The sequence below is a fragment of the Streptomyces sp. S465 genome (genome assembly GCF_026898115.1).
GTDB lineage: Bacteria > Actinomycetota > Actinomycetes > Streptomycetales > Streptomycetaceae > Streptomyces > Streptomyces luomodiensis.
In genome coordinates, this window is record NZ_CP114036.1 from 590085 (window position 1) to 606723 (window position 16639).

Consider the following 16639-nt stretch of genomic DNA (forward strand, 5'->3'; position numbering starts at 1 on the left):
GGGCCGGGTCCCGGTGCGGGCGCCCCGGCCCCGCCCGGGGCTCAGATGATGCCGAGGGCGGCCAGCCCGCTCATGCCGCCGAGCACCATGAAGACCGGCATCAGCACCTTCAGCTCGACCCAGCTGCCGGCCCGGAACCGCATCCCCTTCGGCGGGCCGACCGGGTACCAGCGCTTGCGGCCGATCGGGATGGGCCACAGGATCGGGCAGCCGGAGACGGTCAGCGCGTCCCCGATGTCGTGGACCAGGGCGCCGAGGATGATCGGCAGCCCGAGCCAGAGGTACTCCTGGCCCGGTGAGCCGAACAGCCAGTCCGAGCCGTTGCCCGGCTGGTGCAGCACATCGGCGAGGATCCAGGCGCTGGCCGCCCCGAGCAGCCACACCAGGACGTCGCTGGAGACCCGCGCCGCGCGCCACAGCAGTCCCTCGACGGCCAGCACCATGTGGACGAAGAGGATGCCGAGCACCGCCCAGCGGCCGCCGACCATGGCGAGCGCCGAGGCTCCGGCGCCGATCAGCACCGCCCATACCCAGGTGTGGGTGAGCGTGCGGTGGCCGCCCGAGCGGCGCGGGTCGCCCGGCTTCCTGGTGGCCTTGTAGACGGAGTGCGAGATCTTGTCGATCACCTCGCACAGCCCCCGCGAGATGGGTCCGAAGGCCCGCGAGATGGTCGCCGCCTTGTGGTCGAGGTCGGGGGCGAGCGCCGCTCCCGCGCAGATCAGCGCGCCGGCGACCAGCACCGGCCAGGGCATCGCGTGGCCGGCCGCCGCGGCCGCCGCCCCCACCCCCAGCCAGGCCGCCGCTCCGGACAGCGAATGCGCCGGTCCCATCATGGTCGTACCCCGCCCCTGTTCTTTCCCGCGTCCGCACGGGAGTTGACTGCTTCGGCCCGGCCCAGCCTAACGGCGGACGATCTTCGTCCGCACAGCCGGTTCCCGTCCCGGCGGGGAAACCAGGCAGTATAGGGACGTGACTCTTATCGATCAGCTGCCGAGCGACGCCGACCCCGACGCACTCTTCGAGGCGTTCTCCACCTGGGTCGAGGAGCGGGGCATCTCGCTCTACCCCGCCCAGGAGGAAGCGCTGATCGAGGTGGTGTCCGGGGCGAATGTGATCCTGTCCACCCCCACCGGCTCGGGCAAGAGCCTGGTCGCGGCGGGCGCCCACTTCGCCGCGCTCGCCCGGGACGAGGTCACTTTCTACACCGCGCCGATCAAGGCCCTGGTGTCGGAGAAGTTCTTCGAGCTGTGCAAGCTCTTCGGCACCGAGAACGTCGGGATGCTGACCGGGGACGCGTCGGTCAACGCGGACGCGCCGGTGATTTGCTGTACGGCCGAGGTGCTGGCGTCCATCGCCCTGCGGGACGGCAAGGACGCGGATATCGGCCAGGTGGTGATGGACGAGTTCCACTTCTACGCGGAGCCGGACCGGGGCTGGGCGTGGCAGATCCCCCTGCTGGAGCTGGAGCAGGCGCAGTTCATCCTGATGTCGGCGACGCTCGGAGATGTGAGCCGGTTCGAGGAGGACCTGACCCGGCGCACCGGGCGGCCCACCGCGGTCGTACGGTCCGCGACCCGGCCGGTGCCGCTGAGCTACGAATACCGGACGACGCCGCTGACCGAGACGCTGACCGAGCTGCTGGAGACGCAGCAGGCGCCCGTCTACATCGTGCACTTCACCCAGGCGGCGGCGGTCGAGCGGGCCCAGGCGCTGATGAGCATCAATATGTGCACGCGCGCCGAGAAGGACGAGATCGCCTCGCTGATCGGCAACTTCCGCTTCACTACCAAGTTCGGCCGGAACCTGTCCCGTTACGTCCGGCATGGGATCGGCGTGCACCATGCGGGCATGCTGCCCAAGTACCGGCGGCTGGTGGAGAAGCTGGCGCAGGCCGGACTGCTCAAGGTCATCTGCGGTACGGACACCCTGGGCGTGGGCGTCAATGTGCCCATCCGCACGGTGCTGTTCACCGCGCTGACCAAGTACGACGGCCAGCGGGTGCGGACGCTGCGGGCCCGGGAGTTCCACCAGATCGCGGGCCGGGCCGGACGGGCCGGCTTCGACACCGCGGGCTTTGTGGTGGCCCAGGCTCCCGAGCATGTCATCGAGAACGAGAAGGCGCTCGCGAAGGCCGGGGACGATCCGAAGAAGCGGCGCAAGGTGGTGCGCAAGAAGGCGCCCGAGGGCTTCGTCAACTGGGGCCAGAACACCTTCGAGAAGCTCATCGCCTCCGAACCGGAGCCGCTCACCTCCCGCTTCCGGGTCACCCACGCCATGCTGCTGTCGGTCATCGCCCGTCCCGGCAACGCCTTCGAGGGGATGCGCCACCTGCTGGAGGACAACCACGAGCCGCGCAAGAACCAGCTGCGGCACATCCGCCGGGCGATCGCGATCTACCGCTCGCTGCTGGACGGCGGGGTGGTCGAGCAGGTGGAGCCGCAGGGCGCCGACGGCGAGAAGGGGGACGGGCCGGTCATCCGGCTGACGGTGGATCTCCAGCAGGACTTCGCGCTCAACCAGCCGCTGTCCACCTTCGCGCTGGCCGCCTTCGAGCTGCTGGACCCCGAATCCCCCTCCTACGCCCTGGACATGGTCTCGGTCGTCGAGTCGACGCTGGACGATCCCCGGCAGATCCTGGCCGCCCAGCAGAACAAGGCGCGCGGTGAGGCGGTCGCCGCGATGAAGGCGGACGGCGTGGAGTACGAGGAGCGCATGGAGCGGCTCCAGGACATCTCCTACCCCAAGCCCCTGGAGGAGCTGCTGTCCCATGCCTACGGGCTCTACCGCAAGAGCCACCCATGGGTGGGCGACCATCCGCTGTCGCCCAAGTCGGTGATCCGCGACATGTACGAGCGGGCGATGACCTTCACCGAGTTCACCTCGTTCTACGACCTGGCGCGCACCGAGGGCATCGTGCTGCGCTACCTGGCCAGCGCCTACAAGGCCCTGGACCACACCGTGCCGGACGATCTGAAGTCCGATGACTTCCAGGACATCATCGCCTGGCTCGGCGAGATGGTGCGGCAGGTCGACTCCAGCCTCCTCGACGAGTGGGAGCAGCTGGCCAACCCGGAGGAGGAGTCGGCGGAGGAGGCGCAGGAGCGCGCCGACCAGGTCAGGCCGGTCACCGCGAACGCCCGCGCCTTCCGCGTGCTGGTCCGCAACGCCATGTTCCGCCGGGTGGAGCTCGCCGCGCTGGACAAGGTCGCCGAGCTGGGGGAGATGGACGCCGACTCCGGCTGGGACGAGGACGCCTGGGCGGAGGCGATGGACGGGTACTGGGAGGAGTACGCGGAGCTCGGCACCGGACCGCAGGCCCGCGGGCCGAAGCTGCTGCGGATCGAGGAGGACGCCGAGCACGGGCTGTGGCAGGTGCGGCAGACCTTCGACGACCCGAACGGCGACCACGACTGGGGCATTTCGGCCGAGGTCGACCTCGCCGCTTCCGACGAGGAGGGCCGGGCGGTGGTCCGGGTCACCGAGGTGGGCCAGTTGTAGCCTCCTGGAGGCGATGCGCGCCGGGGACCGGCCCGGCCCCCTCAGTGAAGGAGCACCACCGATGACCAATCCCGCCGAGCGTCTGGTCGATCTGCTCGATCTGGAACGGATCGAACTGGACATCTTCCGCGGCCGCAGCCCCGATGAGTCGCTGCAGCGGGTGTTCGGCGGGCAGGTGGCGGGCCAGGCGCTGGTGGCCGCCGGGCGGACCACCGACGGGCAGCGCCCGGTGCACTCGCTGCACGCGTACTTCCTGCGGCCGGGGCGGCCGGGCGTGCCCATCGTGTACCAGGTGGAGCGGGTCCGGGACGGGCGCTCCTTCACCACCCGCCGGGTCGTCGCCATCCAGCAGGGTCGTACGATCTTCAATCTGACGGCTTCCTTTCATTCTCCTGAGCCGGGGATCGAGCAGCAGCTGCCGATGCCCGAGGTGCCCGGACCGGAAGATCTGCCGACCCTCGCCGACGAGGTTCGCTCCCATCTGGGCTCGCTCCCCGAGGCGTTCGCCCGCATGGAGCGGCGACAGCCCTTCGACATCCGCTATGTGGAGCGGATGCGCTGGACGGAGGAGGAGCTCAAGGGCGTGGAGCCGCGCAGCGCCGTGTGGATGCGCGCGGTGGGGCCGCTCGGGGACGATCCGCTGGTGCACACCTGCGCGCTCACCTACGCGAGCGACATGATGCTGCTGGACGCGGTGCGGGTACCGGTCGAGCCGCTGTGGGGCCCGCGGGGCTTCGACATGGCCTCCCTCGATCACGCCATGTGGTTCCACCGGCCGTTCCGCACCGACGAGTGGTTCCTCTACCAGCAGGAGTCGCCCGTGGCCACGGGCGGCCGGGGACTGGCGCGCGGCCAGATCTACGACCGTGCGGGCCGGCTCCTGGTGTCGGTGGTGCAGGAGGGGTTGTTCCGCCCGCTGCCGCCCGGCGCAGGGCCGGCGGACGGCGGCTGAGCCCACCGTGGTGTGCCGCGCCGTGCCTCATCGCCTGCCGACCAGCTTCTGCCACAGGCTCCGCGGGAGGCCGGGAGCCCGGGTGCGGTCATCGAGCGGTCGCTCCGCCCCGGCGGCCGGGCGCGGCGCGGGCCGGGCCCGGCGGGCGTCGTCCAGGGCGGAGGCGAGGGCGGCCCGATAGCGCCGGATCTCCCGTGGATCGTCCGCCGTGACCACCGTGTCGATGACGTCCCGGACCGCGCCGGCCTCGGGGCGCATCCGGACGAGCGCGGGGCGCAGCTCCCGCAGATGGGCCCGCTCGTACGGATCGGACACGGCCGAGGCCAGTTCGACGGAGCCCAGCACGCAGGCCAGGACCGCGGCCCGCTCCCAGGGGTCCTCGGTCTGGGTGAGCAACCCGCCGACCCTGCGGCGGCGCCATTTCGCGGCCCGCCAGTCCTCCCCGGCGGCCAGTGCGGCGCTCAGCCCCGGCGGGGTGCGGCCGCTCAGCAACTCCGGCTGCCTGACCGCGAACTCGGTCAGCTCCGTGGCCGGATAGAGCCATACGACGGCCCGGTAGCGGTTGACATAGAACCGGACCGGGGCGAAGAAACCCCCGCGCGCCAGACGGGTGAGCCGGCCCTGACTGATGCCCAGCAGCTCCGCTCCCTCCGCCGTGCCGACCACGCGGAGGCGGGCGATGAGCGCCTCCGGGAAGCCCTCCGCGGCGGTCACCCGCCTCAGCTCCTCGCACGCCACCCGCCGACCCAGACCGGTGGTGACGGTACGCACCTCTCCCAGCTGCACGGCCAGCTCGAACTCACGCGGTTTGAGCCCCAGCGCCCGAGCCGCCGCCTCGAACGCGACGCTCTCCCCCGATGCGCCCGGCCCCGCCGGTCCGCGAGGATCTCCCGGTCCGCTCGCCTGCCCCGGCCCGCTCGGCTCTCCGAGCCCTTCCAGGCCCCACGGCTCCCAGCGCTCCCGCAGTTCCTGATCCACCCGCACTGCCATGGCGACGTCCTCCCCCGCACTGCCTCAATCACTGACAGTGACGACGATAGCCGCGAAGCAAGACGGTCCGTCAGGCCTGTGGATAACTCCCGCGCGGCATCATCCGGGTGTGCCGCTCTCCTGCCTGGCCTCGACCCCCAGATGCTCCCCCACCCGGTTGACCAGCAGCGTCATCTCGTAGGCGACCTGCCCCACATCGGCGTCCGGACCGGTGAGCACGCACAGGCAGCTGCCGTCCCCCGCCGCCATGACAAAGAGGACGCCCTCGTCGAATTCGACCATCGTCTGCCGTACCCGGCCCGTCCGGAAGTGGTGCCCGGACCCCTTGGCGAGGCTGTGCAGCCCGGAGGCCACCGCAGCCAGATGCTCGGCGTCCTGGCGCACCAGAGTGGAACTCGCCCCCGTCACCAGCCCGTCGTTGGACAGCACCAGCGCATGCCGTATCTCCGCGATCCGCTCGGTCAGGTCGTCCAGTAACCAGTCGAGCCCCTCGTTCAGTGCCATTCCCGATTCCTCCCCTATTCCCCTTCGGCTGCGTGCCAGCCTTTCTCACTGCCGCCGTCCGGGCAACCCACCCCGCCCGTCAGCTCTCGGTTGTGTGCTGATTGACGCAGGATGGGGACATGGCACAGAACATGACCAAGGATCAGTGGCAGAAGTTCCTGATGGAGGGCACCCGCACCGCGAAACTGTCGACCGTGCGGGCCGACGGAAGCCCGCACCTGGCCCCCGTGTGGTTCCTGCTCGACGGTGACGACCTCGTCTTCAACACAGGTCAGGACACGGTCAAGGGACGCAACTTGGCCCGGGACGGCCGGGTCGCCATCTGCGTGGACGACGACAGGCCGCCGTTCGCCTTCGTCACGCTGCGGGGGCACGCCGAACTCATCGACGACCTGAAGCAGGTCCGCGACTGGGCCACCCGGATCGCCGCCCGTTACATGGGCGAGGACCGGGCCGAGGAGTACGGCGCCCGCAACGGTGTGCCGGGCGAGCTGCTGGTCAGGGTCCGTATCGACAAGGCGCTCGCGCTCTCCGGCGTCGCCGACTAGCGAGATTCGACCGGAATCCATCCCTTCATGCCGCACCCCCGCCCATCCGACGTTCAGGGGCGCATGAGGACCTTTATCGCACCGTCCTCCTTGTGCTGGAACATCTCATAGGCGCGGGGTGCCTCCTCCAGCGGCATGCGGTGGGTGGCGAACGCGTCCACGCCCAGCGGATCCTCGTCCGTCAGCAGCGGGAAGATGTCGTCGACCCAGCGCCGCACGTTCGCCTGGCCCATCCGCAGCTGGATCTGCTTGTCGAACATGGTCATCAACGGCAGCGGATCGGCCATGCCGCCGTAGACCCCGCTGAGGGAGATCGTTCCGCCGCGCCGCACCAGCGCGATGGCCAGCCGCAGCGCCGCCAGCCGGTCCACCCCGGCCTTCTCCGTGAGCTTGGCGGCCCAGTCCCGCGGCAGGAAACCCGTGGCCCGCTGGGCGGTCCGGCCGACCGGGCTGCCGTGGGCCTCCGTTCCCACCGCGTCGATGACCGCGTCCGGTCCGCGGCCGTCGGTGGCCGAACGGACGGCCTCGACCAGGTCCTCCTGATGGGAGAAGTCGTTGAGGTCGTAGACCTCGACGCCGTCGGCGCGCGCTCGGCGCAGCCGTTCGGGGACCAGGTCCACACCGATGACCCGGTCGGCCGCTCCCCGTGTCCTCGCCACCCGGCAGGCCATGCTTCCGATGGGTCCCAGCCCCAGGACCGCGAGCGTGCCGCCGCGCGGAACCGCCGCGTACTCGACCGCCTGCCATGCCGTGGGCAGCACGTCGGACAGATAGACCCAGCGGTCGTCCTGGACCCCTTCGGGCACCTTGATCGGACCGTATTGGGCCTGCGGCACCCGCAGATACTCCGCCTGACCGCCGGCCACCGCGCCGTAGAGCTTGGTGTAGCCGAAGATCTCCGCGCCCATACCGTGCTCGACGACCTGGGTGGTCTGGCACTGTGTGGGCAGACCGGAGCGGCACATCCAGCAGTGCCCGCAGGCGATCTGGAACGGCACCACGACACGGTCGCCGGGCCTGAGGTTCGTCACTTCCGGGCCGGTCTCCTCGACGATGCCCATCGGCTCATGGCCGAGGATGTCGCCGGGGGTCATAAAGGGTGTGAGCACCTCGTACAGATGGAGGTCGGAACCGCACAGTCCGGTGGTGGTGATCCGGACGATCGCGTCCGTCGGCTCCTTGATGATCGGGTCCGGCACCGTCTCCACCGTCACCTCACGTCGACCCTGCCACGTCACCGCTCGCATCGCCGTGTCCCTTCGCCGTGGTCGTCGGCATCGTCTTCCGAGGGGTGTTCCGGGTACCCGCGCGGACCCGGCCGAACCGTCGGCGGCGGGACCACGGTCCGCGCCCGCGGTCCACCAGGGCCACGAGCCGGTCGGTCTCCTCGGCGACCACGGCCGGGTCGGCGCCCACGGTGCCCAGGACGGCCAGACACGCGCCGTCCGCCAGCGCGGCGGCGAAGAGGGCGCCCGCCGCCGTCTCGATCATCGTCTGCCGGGGCGAGCCGCCCCGTCCCCGGCGGCCTGTGCTTGCGGCGAGGTGGTGGAAGCCGGAGGCGACGGCGGCCAGGTGCTCGGCCTCCTGACGAGAGAGTCCGCGGGACGCGCTGACGCTCGCCCCGTCGCGGGAGAGCACCACGGCATGGCGTACACCTGCGGCCTGGCCCACGAGATCGTTCAGAATACGGTCGAGATCGGCCATGGAGCGTGCGGCAGCGCTGCGAGGCTTGGTCATGGGCGGTCTCCCTCGGTCGGGATGCGCCGCGCCGGGCGGCGCTCCAGATGTCCCCCTGGGCCAGGGACGCTAGACCCGGTGGGGGCGCACATTGGGGGCGCATTACGGAACCCGTTGAAATTTGACAGAGTCAGATGCCAGAGCGATCGATCGGCGTCCGAATCTGCACTCGATGCGGCGTAGGCTGCTTGCCCATCGCATCGCTTCACCGTCGTATCCGTCACATCCGTTGCATCTGTCGTATCTGTCGTATCTGTCGTATCCAAGGTGTCCCAGGAGTTCCCGTGCCACATGAGCCCTCCCACGGAAACAGCGCGGCCGACGTGAGGGACTTCTTCACCCCCCGGGCGGCCGGCTGGGACAGCCGCTTCCCGGACGACGGCCCCGCCTACGCCGCCGCCATCGCCGACCTCGGGCCGCGCCCCGGCGACGCGGTACTGGACGCGGGGTGCGGTACGGGGCGGGCGCTGCCCGCGCTGCGCGCCGCGGTCGGCCCCGGCGGGACCGTCCTCGGCGTGGACCTCACACCCGCCATGCTGGACGCCGCCGTACGCGAGGGCCGGGACGGCTTCGCCGACCTGGTCCTCGCCGATGTGGCGCGGCTGCCGCTGCGCGACGGCTGCCTCGACGCGGTGTTCGCCGCCGGGCTGATCTCCCATCTCGCCGATCCGGTGGACGGTTTGCGCGAACTGGCCCGGGTGGTGCGTCCCGGTGGGCGGCTCGCGCTGTTCCATCCGGTGGGGCGGGCCGCTCTCGCCGCCCGCCACGGCCGCCCCCTCACCCCTGACGATCTGCGGGCGGAACCCCGGCTACGGCCGTTGCTGGCCGGCGCCGGCTGGCGTCTGGAGTCGTACACCGACGAGGCGACGCGCTTTCTCGCGCTCTCCGTCCGCGAACCGGGCCAGGCCGGGCGGAACGGCCCGGACCGGAACGCTCAGGGCTGAGCCACGACCGCCGCCGCGAAGCCGGGGGCGTTGTCGAACATCACGTTGTGTCCCGCCCCGGGCACGGTGCGGACCGCCACTCCGGCCGCCGTCAGCTCCTCATGCCCGGGGAGCTTCCCGGTGTGCCCGCCGATCAGATAGGTGCGGGGAACGTCCAGACCCAGAAGCATCTCGCGCATGGTCGGCCGGGTGCCGCGGACCAGCGCGCACGCGCTGCGGTGCAGGGCGGTCGGGTCGGCGAGCCGCATCGTCGCCCGCCACACCGGTCCGACCCGTTCCAAGGTCTCCTCGAAACCGCCGCCGCGCACGAAAGCATCCTCCGTATACGCGGCGATCTTGCTGCTGCCCGCCGCCGACGGCGGGTGCGGATCGAGATTGGCCTCGGTGAGCACCAGACGGGACACCAGCTCCGGACGGCGCACCGCCAGCACGATGGCGACCGATCCGCCCATGCTGTGCCCGATGAGCTCGGCGCCCCGCACCCCGGCCGCGTCGAGGGCCGAGGCCAGCGCGTCGGCGTGGTCCTCCAGTGTGTAGCCGAAATCGGCGGGACGGTCGCTGATCCCATGGCCGGGCAGGTCCACGAAGAGCGACCTTCGGCCGGCGAGGGCCGGTACGGCGGCGATATGGGCGTGATAGACGGCCGATGTGGCGCCGAGCCCATGGACATACACGCGCGCCGCGCCGCCGTCCCCGTCCCCCGCCGTGCCGGTCCATCCGATGAGGGCCCCCTCCGGGCCGAATGAGGCGTGCTGCATGGCCTTCCTCCCGCCTTACGGTTCGCGTCGGACCGGAGAATACCTCGGTTGCGATGTATTGCGCCTGCGAGGTACCACGGTCATGCGGCACAATGCGGCCATGCTCGAACTCGCCATCCTGGGCTTCCTGCACGACGCACCGCTGCACGGTTATGAGCTGCGCAAGCGGATCGCCGCGCTCACCGGACATGTGAAACCAGTGGCCGAGAGCACCCTCTATCCGGCGATCAAACGGCTGGAGAAGGCCGGTCTGCTGGCCCGCCGGCCCCAGCCGGGCGCGGGGGCAGCGCCCCGGCACGTCCTCACCCTGACCGCCGAGGGCCGCGCGGAGCTGCGCCGCCGACTCGCGCATCCGCCCGACAACGCCATCACCGACGAGAACCGCTGGTTCACCGTGCTGGCGTTCCTGCGGCACCTGGACGACCCGGCGGCACAGGCGGAGCTGCTGGAGCGCCGGATGGCCTTTCTGCGGCAGCCGTCGAGCTTTTTCTACGAGGGCGACCGGCCGCTGCGGGCCGAGGAGGTGGAGGACCCCTTCCGGCGTGGCATCCTCACCATCGCCCGCGCCACCAGCCAGGCCGAACTGTCCTGGCTGCGGCGCACGCTGGACACGCTCCGGGCGGCCGCCGACGACTGAGGACCGGCCGCGGCCCGATCTCTCGACTCCATGGCTACTGGGTGGTTAAGGTGCGCCGACGACGGATCGTCCCTTCGGATCCGCGAGCCCAGGAGGAGGCTGCCGTGCCCGCCACGGAGGAGTCAGGCGACGAGGCGCTGTATGTGCTGACCGCGGTGCTGCTGACACCCGCTCAATTTCCGAGCGTGCTCGGCGACGACTATCCCGAGGCGTGTGCCGTGCTCGGGCTGGAGCCGTACGAGACGGGCTACGGACTGGTGCTGGGTCAGGACGGCGACGGTGCCCGCTGGACGGTGGTCACCGACGACGTTTCGCTCGTGGCCTGCGCCATCGCCACCTGGGACTGCGGGATGGAGTACGCCCTGGCCATCGACGACCGGACGGTGGTCGCCTCGCTCCCCGGCTGGCCGCTCGCGGTGGCCGTGGCCGCCCCCGGCATACCGGCCCCCCATGACCCCGCTCCCGGTCCCGAGCTGGGGGACGCCGCCAGGGCACCGCTGGCGCCGCCGGACGCCGAGCGGTGGGGCCCGGCTCAGCGACGGCTCGGCGCCGATGAGATCGCGCTCCAGTGGGCGATCTGGCGCGAGCAGGTCGACAGCGACGTGACGTTCGTGTCCCCCGGCGAGAAGCCGCACACCGGCGTGCGGCGGGTGCTGGAAGAAGCGCGCGGCTATCTGGAGTCGCCCCCGCCGCCGGGCCGGATCCGCTCGGCGTTCGCCTCCGGTGACGCACGGACGCTCCGGGCCGACGGGCCGGGCTGGAGCATGGTGGCGCGGACCGATGACATCGCGTTCGTGCTGCTGGACGACGCGCCGGGCGAGGTGCTGCCGGTGGGCCGCGGCCCCGAACTGCCGGGGCTGCTGACGGCGCTGGACGAACTGGCCGTACGCCCCCTCTGAGAGCCGGTCCCCACCCGGGCCGGTCGCGGCGCCGCCTGCGAGACCCGCCGCCCGCGCGGTCGCCGCTGCCCTCTCCGCTCTGGGCCCGAGGTGCCGCCCTGGGCCCAGGGGGCCGTCCTGGGCGCGGGGTGCCGTCCCGGGCCTGAGCGGTCATGGCCCCCGCTCCCCAGCCGGCCGGACCCTCAATGGGTCGCGGGCGGTCCGCGATCGGTGCTGCGCGGTCACTCCCGGGTGCGCACCGCCCGTGATCACGAGTCCGGCCGGCAGCCTTCCGCGGCCGCGCTGGGCGACCCGCTGCCTCAACGACCTGGTTGCCTCAACCACCCGGCTGTTTCAATGAGCGGGCTGTTTCAACGGCCCAGCTGCTTACGGGAGACCCTGCGCAGCCTGCGGCGCTGGGAGGGGTCCAGCAGCAGATAGGCCACCGCCGGCACTCCCACGATCACCAGCACCGCCGCCCAGAAGGGCAACACCCACAGCAGGGCCACACCCACCACCACACCACCGGCGGCGACCTTCGCGCGCGTGGACATCTCACCCGCCTCCTTCACGGCCCATAGCCGTACTCACTCCACACAACGGACACCGGCGGCGCCCGGTTCCTCCTCGCGCCGTCGTCCTGTACCCTCGGGCGACTCGGGCTCCACTAGTCAAATTTGAGGAATGCTCAGCGCTGTGACTCCACCCTCCGCGGCAACACCTTCCGACGTCGCCGAACTCTGCCGCTGCACCGCGGTCTTCCTGCCCGGCGACCCGGCACGCACCGGCCGGGTCGCCTTCTGGCGGCCGGACGGGGCGCCCCCTTCCGGCCCCGACACCGGCTCCGCCGAGGAGCTGACGGTCGTCGTCCCGGACGGCCCCGACACCGGCCCCACCAGCCCCACCGGCCCCGCCGTCCGAACCCGCACCGTACGGGCGCTCGTGCTGCCCCTGGGCGAGGCGCTGCCGGTGCTCACCCGGGCACGGGCGCGGGCCGCCCAGGCCGGTCCCGGAGAGTGCGACCCCGCCACGGCCTTCTGGGGCGCCGCCGCCGTGCTCGCCCTCCAGCTCGCGGCCCGCGGCAGGCTGCTGCCGGGACTGACCGCCACCGACCACGACGCCTGGCGCGTCGGCCCGCTCACCCCCGACGATCTGACGCGGGTGCGTGAGCTGGCCGCCGCCATGCCGCCCACCGCGCACGCGACGCCGCTGCCCGCCTCCGATCCGGTGCTGCTGCCCGAGCCCGAGCGGCTCGTGCGCGCGTTCCTCGACGCGGTGGCGGACGGGCTGCCGCGCTCGCCCGCCGCGTCACTGGCCGCGGGCGGCCCCGCCTTCGCCGCCACCCCGCCCCGGCGGCTGCCCGAACAGCGTGCCTGGGCCGCCGATGTGGCCGCCGGGCACGACACGGGGGTGCGGCTGTCGCTCCGTATCGAGCTGCTGCACACCGGCGGCGGGGACGGTAAGGCGGACGGGCCGCGCTTCCGTGCCGTCCTCCAGCTGCACAGCCTCACCGACCCGGCACTGGTCGCGGACGCCGCCGAGGTCTGGGCGGGCACCTCACCCATCGCCCCCGCCCTCGGTCCGCGCGCCCGTATGGACGCACTGCTGACCCTGCGGCGCGCGGCCCGCGCCTGGGCGCCGCTCGCCCCGCTGCTGTCGGCCGCCGTACCCGACACCATCGACCTCGCCGACGAGGAGGTCACCGAGCTGCTCGGTGAGGTGGCCGGCGCGCTGGACGCCGCCGGAGTCCAGGTGCACTGGCCCAGGGAGCTGGTCCGCGGGCTCACCGCCCGTGCCGTCATCGGCCCGGACGACGACGCCCAGGACGGTGCCGAGCCCCGGTTCCCGGCCTTCCTCTCCGCCGACGCGCTGCTCCGGTTCAGCTGGCGGTTCGCCGTGGGCGACCAGGAGCTCACCCGCGCCGAGCTCGACCGGCTCGCCGAGGCCAGCCGGCCGGTGGTGCGGCTGCGCGACCAATGGGTCCTCCTCGACCCCGAGGCGGTGCGCCGGGTCCGGGACCGGCAGGACCGCAAACTCACCCCCGCCGACGCCCTCGGCGCCGTCCTTACCGGTCGCACGGAGGCCGACGGCACCGATGTCGAGGTGCGGCCCACCGGCTGGCTGGCGGCCCTGCGGGACCGCCTCGCCGACCCCGAGGGGACCGGCGGTGCCCAGCGGCCGCCCGTGCCGCAGCCCGCCGCCCTGGCCGCCACGCTGCGCGACTACCAGCTACGCGGCCTGGACTGGCTGGTCCGTATGACCTCGATCGGCCTCGGCGGCTGTCTCGCCGACGACATGGGGCTCGGCAAGACCATCACCCTGATCGCGCTCCATCTGCACCGCCGAGACGTCCCCGAAGCGTCCGGACCCACCTTGGTGGTCTGCCCCACCTCCCTGATGGGCAACTGGCGGCGCGAGATCGAGAGGTTCGCGCCGGGCACCGCCGTGCGCCGCTACCACGGGCCCGCGCGCAGCCTGGACGGCCTCGCGGACGGCGAGTTCGTCCTCACCACCTACGGCACGATGCGGCTCGACGCGCGGCGGCTGGCCGACGCCGGGCCGTGGGGCATGGTGGTCGCGGACGAGGCGCAGCATGTGAAGAACCCGTTCTCGGCCACGGCGAGACAGCTGCGCACCATTGGCGCGAAGGCACGCGTGGCGCTCTCCGGAACCCCGATCGAGAACAACCTCTCCGAGCTGTGGGCGATCCTCGACTGGACCACGCCGGGAGTGCTGGGCACCCATGGCGCGTTCCGCAGCCGCTACGCCCAGGCCGTGGAGAGCGGAAGCGACCCCGAGGCCGCCGCGCGGCTGGCGAAACTGGTCCGTCCCTTTCTGCTCCGGCGCCGCAAGTCCGACCCCGGCATCGCCCCCGAGCTGCCGCCGAAGACCGAAACGGACCGGGCCGTCGCGCTCACCGCAGAGCAGGCCGGGCTCTACGAGGCGGTGGTGCGCGAGATCCTCGCCGAGATCTCCGGCACCGGCGGTCTCGCCCGGCGCGGGCTCATCGTCAAGCTCCTCACCGGTCTGAAGCAGATCTGCAATCACCCGGCGCAGTATCTGCGGGAGGACCGCCCCGTGATCCCCGGGCGCTCCGGCAAGCTGGAGCTGCTCGACGAGTTGCTGGACACCATCCTGGCCGAGGGCGCGAGCGTCCTGGTCTTCACCCAGTACGTCCGGATGGCACGGATCCTCGAGACCCATCTGGCCGCCCGCGGGGTGCCGGCCCAGCTGCTGCACGGCGGTACGCCGGTGGCGCGGCGCGAGGAGATGGTGCGGCGCTTCCAGAACGGCGAGGTCCCGGTGTTCCTGCTGTCGCTGAAGGCGGCGGGCACGGGGCTCAACCTCACCCGGGCCGGGCATGTCGTGCACTACGACCGCTGGTGGAACCCGGCCGTCGAGGCGCAGGCCACCGACCGCGCGTACCGCATCGGCCAGACCCAGCCGGTGCTGGTCCACCGCATCATCGCGGAGGGGACCGTGGAGGACCGCATCGCCGCGATGCTGACGCGCAAGCGGGAGCTGGCGGATGCCGTGCTCGGCTCCGGCGAGGCCGCGCTGACCGAACTGACCGACGCCGAGCTGGCGGAGCTCGTGGAGCTGAGGGGGACCGAGCGATGAGCCGTGCCGAGTACATCCACGACGGACCGGACGGGGACGGCGCGCGGGCAGCGGCTCGCGCCGGGGGCTCCGGCTCCCACGGCGCCGACAGCGAGGGCACGCGCCCCGAGCGCACCCTCGCCGCGCTGCCGCCCGCGCGCGGCCGCGGCTTCGCCCGCACCTGGTGGGGCCGGGCGTGGCTGAAGGCCCTGGAGGATACGGCGCTGGACGGCGAGCAGCTGAGGCGCGGCCGCAAGCACGCGCGCGAGGGGGCGGTGGGCGCGGTGTGCGTGCGTCCGGGCCGGATCACCGCCGTGGTGCGGGACCGCGACCGTACGCCCCACCGGTCCGACGTCCTGCTGCGGGAGTTCGGCGAGGCGGAATGGGACCGACTGCTGGAGGTGATCGCGGACCGCTCCGGCCATATCGCCGCCCTGCTGGACCGCGACATGCCCCCGCAGCTGGCCGAGGACGCGGCGGCCGTGGGCGTCGAACTGCTGCCGGGGATAGGCGATCTGGAACCGGAGTGCGGCTGTGAGGCGTGGGACCACTGCCCGCACACCGCCGCGCTGTGCTACCAGCTCGGCCGGCTGCTGGACGAGGATCCGTTTCTGCTCCTGCTGATGCGCGGACGTGCGGAGCGGGAGCTGCTGGACGAGCTCCAGGCGCGCAGCGTGGCACGGGCCGCCGGGCACGTCCCGCGGGCGGTGCGGGACGCCTCTCCCCCGGCCCCGGAGGGCGTACCGGCCCGGGAGGCGTTCGCCGCGCCCGGTCCGCCGCCGCTGCCCGCGCCGCCGCCCGCCGTCGCCACGCCCGGCCGGCCTCCGGCACTGGCGGGCGGCGGCACGGACCCGGCCGGGGCACTGGACGTCGCCGCACTGGAGTTCCTCGCGGCGGACGCCGCCGTACGCGCCCGGCGGCTGCTGGCCGAGGCACTCGCGCCCGGCCACGCCACCTCCCCGGTCCCGGCCGCGCCGACGGTGTGGCAGGACACGGTGCGGCTGACCGCCGCCGCTCCCCCGGCCCCGATCGCCGCCCGGCTCGCGGCGGGCTGCGGGCGCGACCGTACGGATCTGGCGCGCGCCGTGCGCGCCTGGGAGCACGGCGGGGCCGCCGCGCTCGCCGTCCTGGAGGAGGAGTGGACACCGGACGCGGAGACGCTCGCCCGTGCCCGCGTCCAGCTCGCGGCCGCCTGGGAGGAGGACGAGCGGGCGCCCCGGCTGCGCGCCACGGGGAACCGCTGGACAGTGGTGGGCGCCGATCTCCAGGTGCGCTACGGACGCGACGGCCGCTGGTGGCCGTACCGCAAGGAGCGCGGCCGCTGGTGGCCGGCCGGTCCGGCCGCGCCCGACCCGGCCGCCGCGCTGGCAGCTCCCGGCTCCGACGGCTGACGCGGCGCCTGGCCGGTGGCGGCATGCCTTCCGCCGCCGGCCACGGGCGGGGAGGGGGCCCTGGTGCCGACGGCGCTGCCCATGGGAAGAAGCGGCCCATGAGAAGCAGCGGGCCATAAGAAGGAGCGAGCCGTAAGAAGGAGCAGTCCGGCCGTAAGGATCGCCGCCCGTGCGGAAGGAGCGGGTCCCGGGCCGTCGCCCC

15 protein-coding genes are annotated in these 16639 nt (G+C 72.8%); 8 read left to right on the plus strand and 7 right to left on the minus strand.

All coding sequences use genetic code 11. The features are described 5' to 3' along the window. Nucleotides 1-41: 41 nt before the first annotated feature. Nucleotides 42-833, minus strand: coding sequence for a metal-dependent hydrolase (locus N6H00_RS02760; protein ID WP_268969905.1), 792 nt, complete (start codon nucleotides 831-833; stop codon nucleotides 42-44). Between the two features lie 136 nt (nucleotides 834-969). Between N6H00_RS02760 and N6H00_RS02765 the strand changes: the two genes are divergently transcribed. Next, a complete protein-coding gene (locus N6H00_RS02765; RefSeq protein WP_268969906.1) occupies nucleotides 970-3498 on the plus strand; it encodes a DEAD/DEAH box helicase in 2529 nt (842 codons plus the stop codon). Nucleotides 3499-3559: 61 nt separating this feature from the next. Beyond that, entirely contained in the window at nucleotides 3560-4450 is an 891-nt protein-coding gene (locus N6H00_RS02770; protein ID WP_268969907.1) for an acyl-CoA thioesterase, read from the plus strand. A 27-nt stretch (nucleotides 4451-4477) separates the two neighbouring features. On the opposite strand, the gene N6H00_RS02775 is transcribed toward N6H00_RS02770, so the two are convergent. Next, nucleotides 4478-5440, minus strand: coding sequence for a DUF6397 family protein (locus N6H00_RS02775; protein WP_268969908.1), 963 nt, complete (start codon nucleotides 5438-5440; stop codon nucleotides 4478-4480). Between the two features lie 99 nt (nucleotides 5441-5539). After that, entirely contained in the window at nucleotides 5540-5944 is a 405-nt protein-coding gene (locus N6H00_RS02780) for a roadblock/LC7 domain-containing protein (protein ID WP_268969909.1), read from the minus strand. Nucleotides 5945-6063: 119 nt separating this feature from the next. On the opposite strand from N6H00_RS02780, the gene N6H00_RS02785 reads away from it, so the two are divergent. After that, nucleotides 6064-6492, plus strand: a complete 429-nt coding sequence (locus N6H00_RS02785; RefSeq protein WP_268969910.1) for a PPOX class F420-dependent oxidoreductase — start codon at nucleotides 6064-6066, stop codon at nucleotides 6490-6492. A gap of 53 nt (nucleotides 6493-6545) precedes the next feature. Here the strand turns inward: N6H00_RS02785 and N6H00_RS02790 are convergent, their stop codons facing one another. Next, nucleotides 6546-7739, minus strand: coding sequence for a zinc-dependent alcohol dehydrogenase (locus N6H00_RS02790; RefSeq protein ID WP_268969911.1), 1194 nt, complete (start codon nucleotides 7737-7739; stop codon nucleotides 6546-6548). Further along, a complete protein-coding gene (locus tag N6H00_RS02795; protein WP_268969912.1) occupies nucleotides 7708-8229 on the minus strand; it encodes a roadblock/LC7 domain-containing protein in 522 nt (173 codons plus the stop codon). The genes N6H00_RS02790 and N6H00_RS02795 overlap by 32 nt, the downstream gene beginning before the upstream one ends. A gap of 284 nt (nucleotides 8230-8513) precedes the next feature. Between N6H00_RS02795 and N6H00_RS02800 the strand changes: the two genes are divergently transcribed. Then, nucleotides 8514-9173: a class I SAM-dependent methyltransferase gene (locus N6H00_RS02800; protein ID WP_268969913.1), complete on the plus strand. Its 660-nt coding sequence runs from the start codon at nucleotides 8514-8516 to the stop codon at nucleotides 9171-9173. Here the strand turns inward: N6H00_RS02800 and N6H00_RS02805 are convergent. Continuing rightward, nucleotides 9164-9931: an alpha/beta fold hydrolase gene (locus tag N6H00_RS02805; RefSeq protein ID WP_268969914.1), complete on the minus strand. Its 768-nt coding sequence runs from the start codon at nucleotides 9929-9931 to the stop codon at nucleotides 9164-9166. The two genes, N6H00_RS02800 and N6H00_RS02805, sit on opposite strands and share 10 nt — an antisense overlap. 100 nt (nucleotides 9932-10031) lie before the next feature. Between N6H00_RS02805 and N6H00_RS02810 the strand changes: the two genes are divergently transcribed. Together N6H00_RS02810 and N6H00_RS02815 are read left to right on the plus strand one after the other, a co-directional pair. Then, nucleotides 10032-10568 carry a PadR family transcriptional regulator gene (locus N6H00_RS02810; protein WP_268976832.1) on the plus strand — a complete coding sequence of 179 codons (537 nt, stop codon included), beginning with the start codon at nucleotides 10032-10034 and terminating at the stop codon, nucleotides 10566-10568. Nucleotides 10569-10672: 104 nt separating this feature from the next. Next, nucleotides 10673-11467 carry a hypothetical protein gene (locus tag N6H00_RS02815; RefSeq protein ID WP_268969915.1) on the plus strand — a complete coding sequence of 265 codons (795 nt, stop codon included), beginning with the start codon at nucleotides 10673-10675 and terminating at the stop codon, nucleotides 11465-11467. A 350-nt stretch (nucleotides 11468-11817) separates the two neighbouring features. Here the strand turns inward: N6H00_RS02815 and N6H00_RS02820 are convergent, their stop codons facing one another. Beyond that, entirely contained in the window at nucleotides 11818-12000 is a 183-nt protein-coding gene (locus tag N6H00_RS02820; RefSeq protein ID WP_030833957.1) for a hypothetical protein, read from the minus strand. Between the two features lie 130 nt (nucleotides 12001-12130). Between N6H00_RS02820 and N6H00_RS02825 the strand changes: the two genes are divergently transcribed. Then, nucleotides 12131-15067, plus strand: coding sequence for a DEAD/DEAH box helicase (locus N6H00_RS02825; RefSeq protein ID WP_268969916.1), 2937 nt, complete (start codon nucleotides 12131-12133; stop codon nucleotides 15065-15067). Further along, the gene (locus N6H00_RS02830) at nucleotides 15064-16437 is read left to right on the plus strand and encodes an SWF or SNF family helicase (protein ID WP_268969917.1); all 1374 of its coding nucleotides are present in this window, start codon (nucleotides 15064-15066) and stop codon (nucleotides 16435-16437) included. The genes N6H00_RS02825 and N6H00_RS02830 overlap by 4 nt, the downstream gene beginning before the upstream one ends. The last annotated feature ends 202 nt before the right edge of the window (nucleotides 16438-16639 follow it).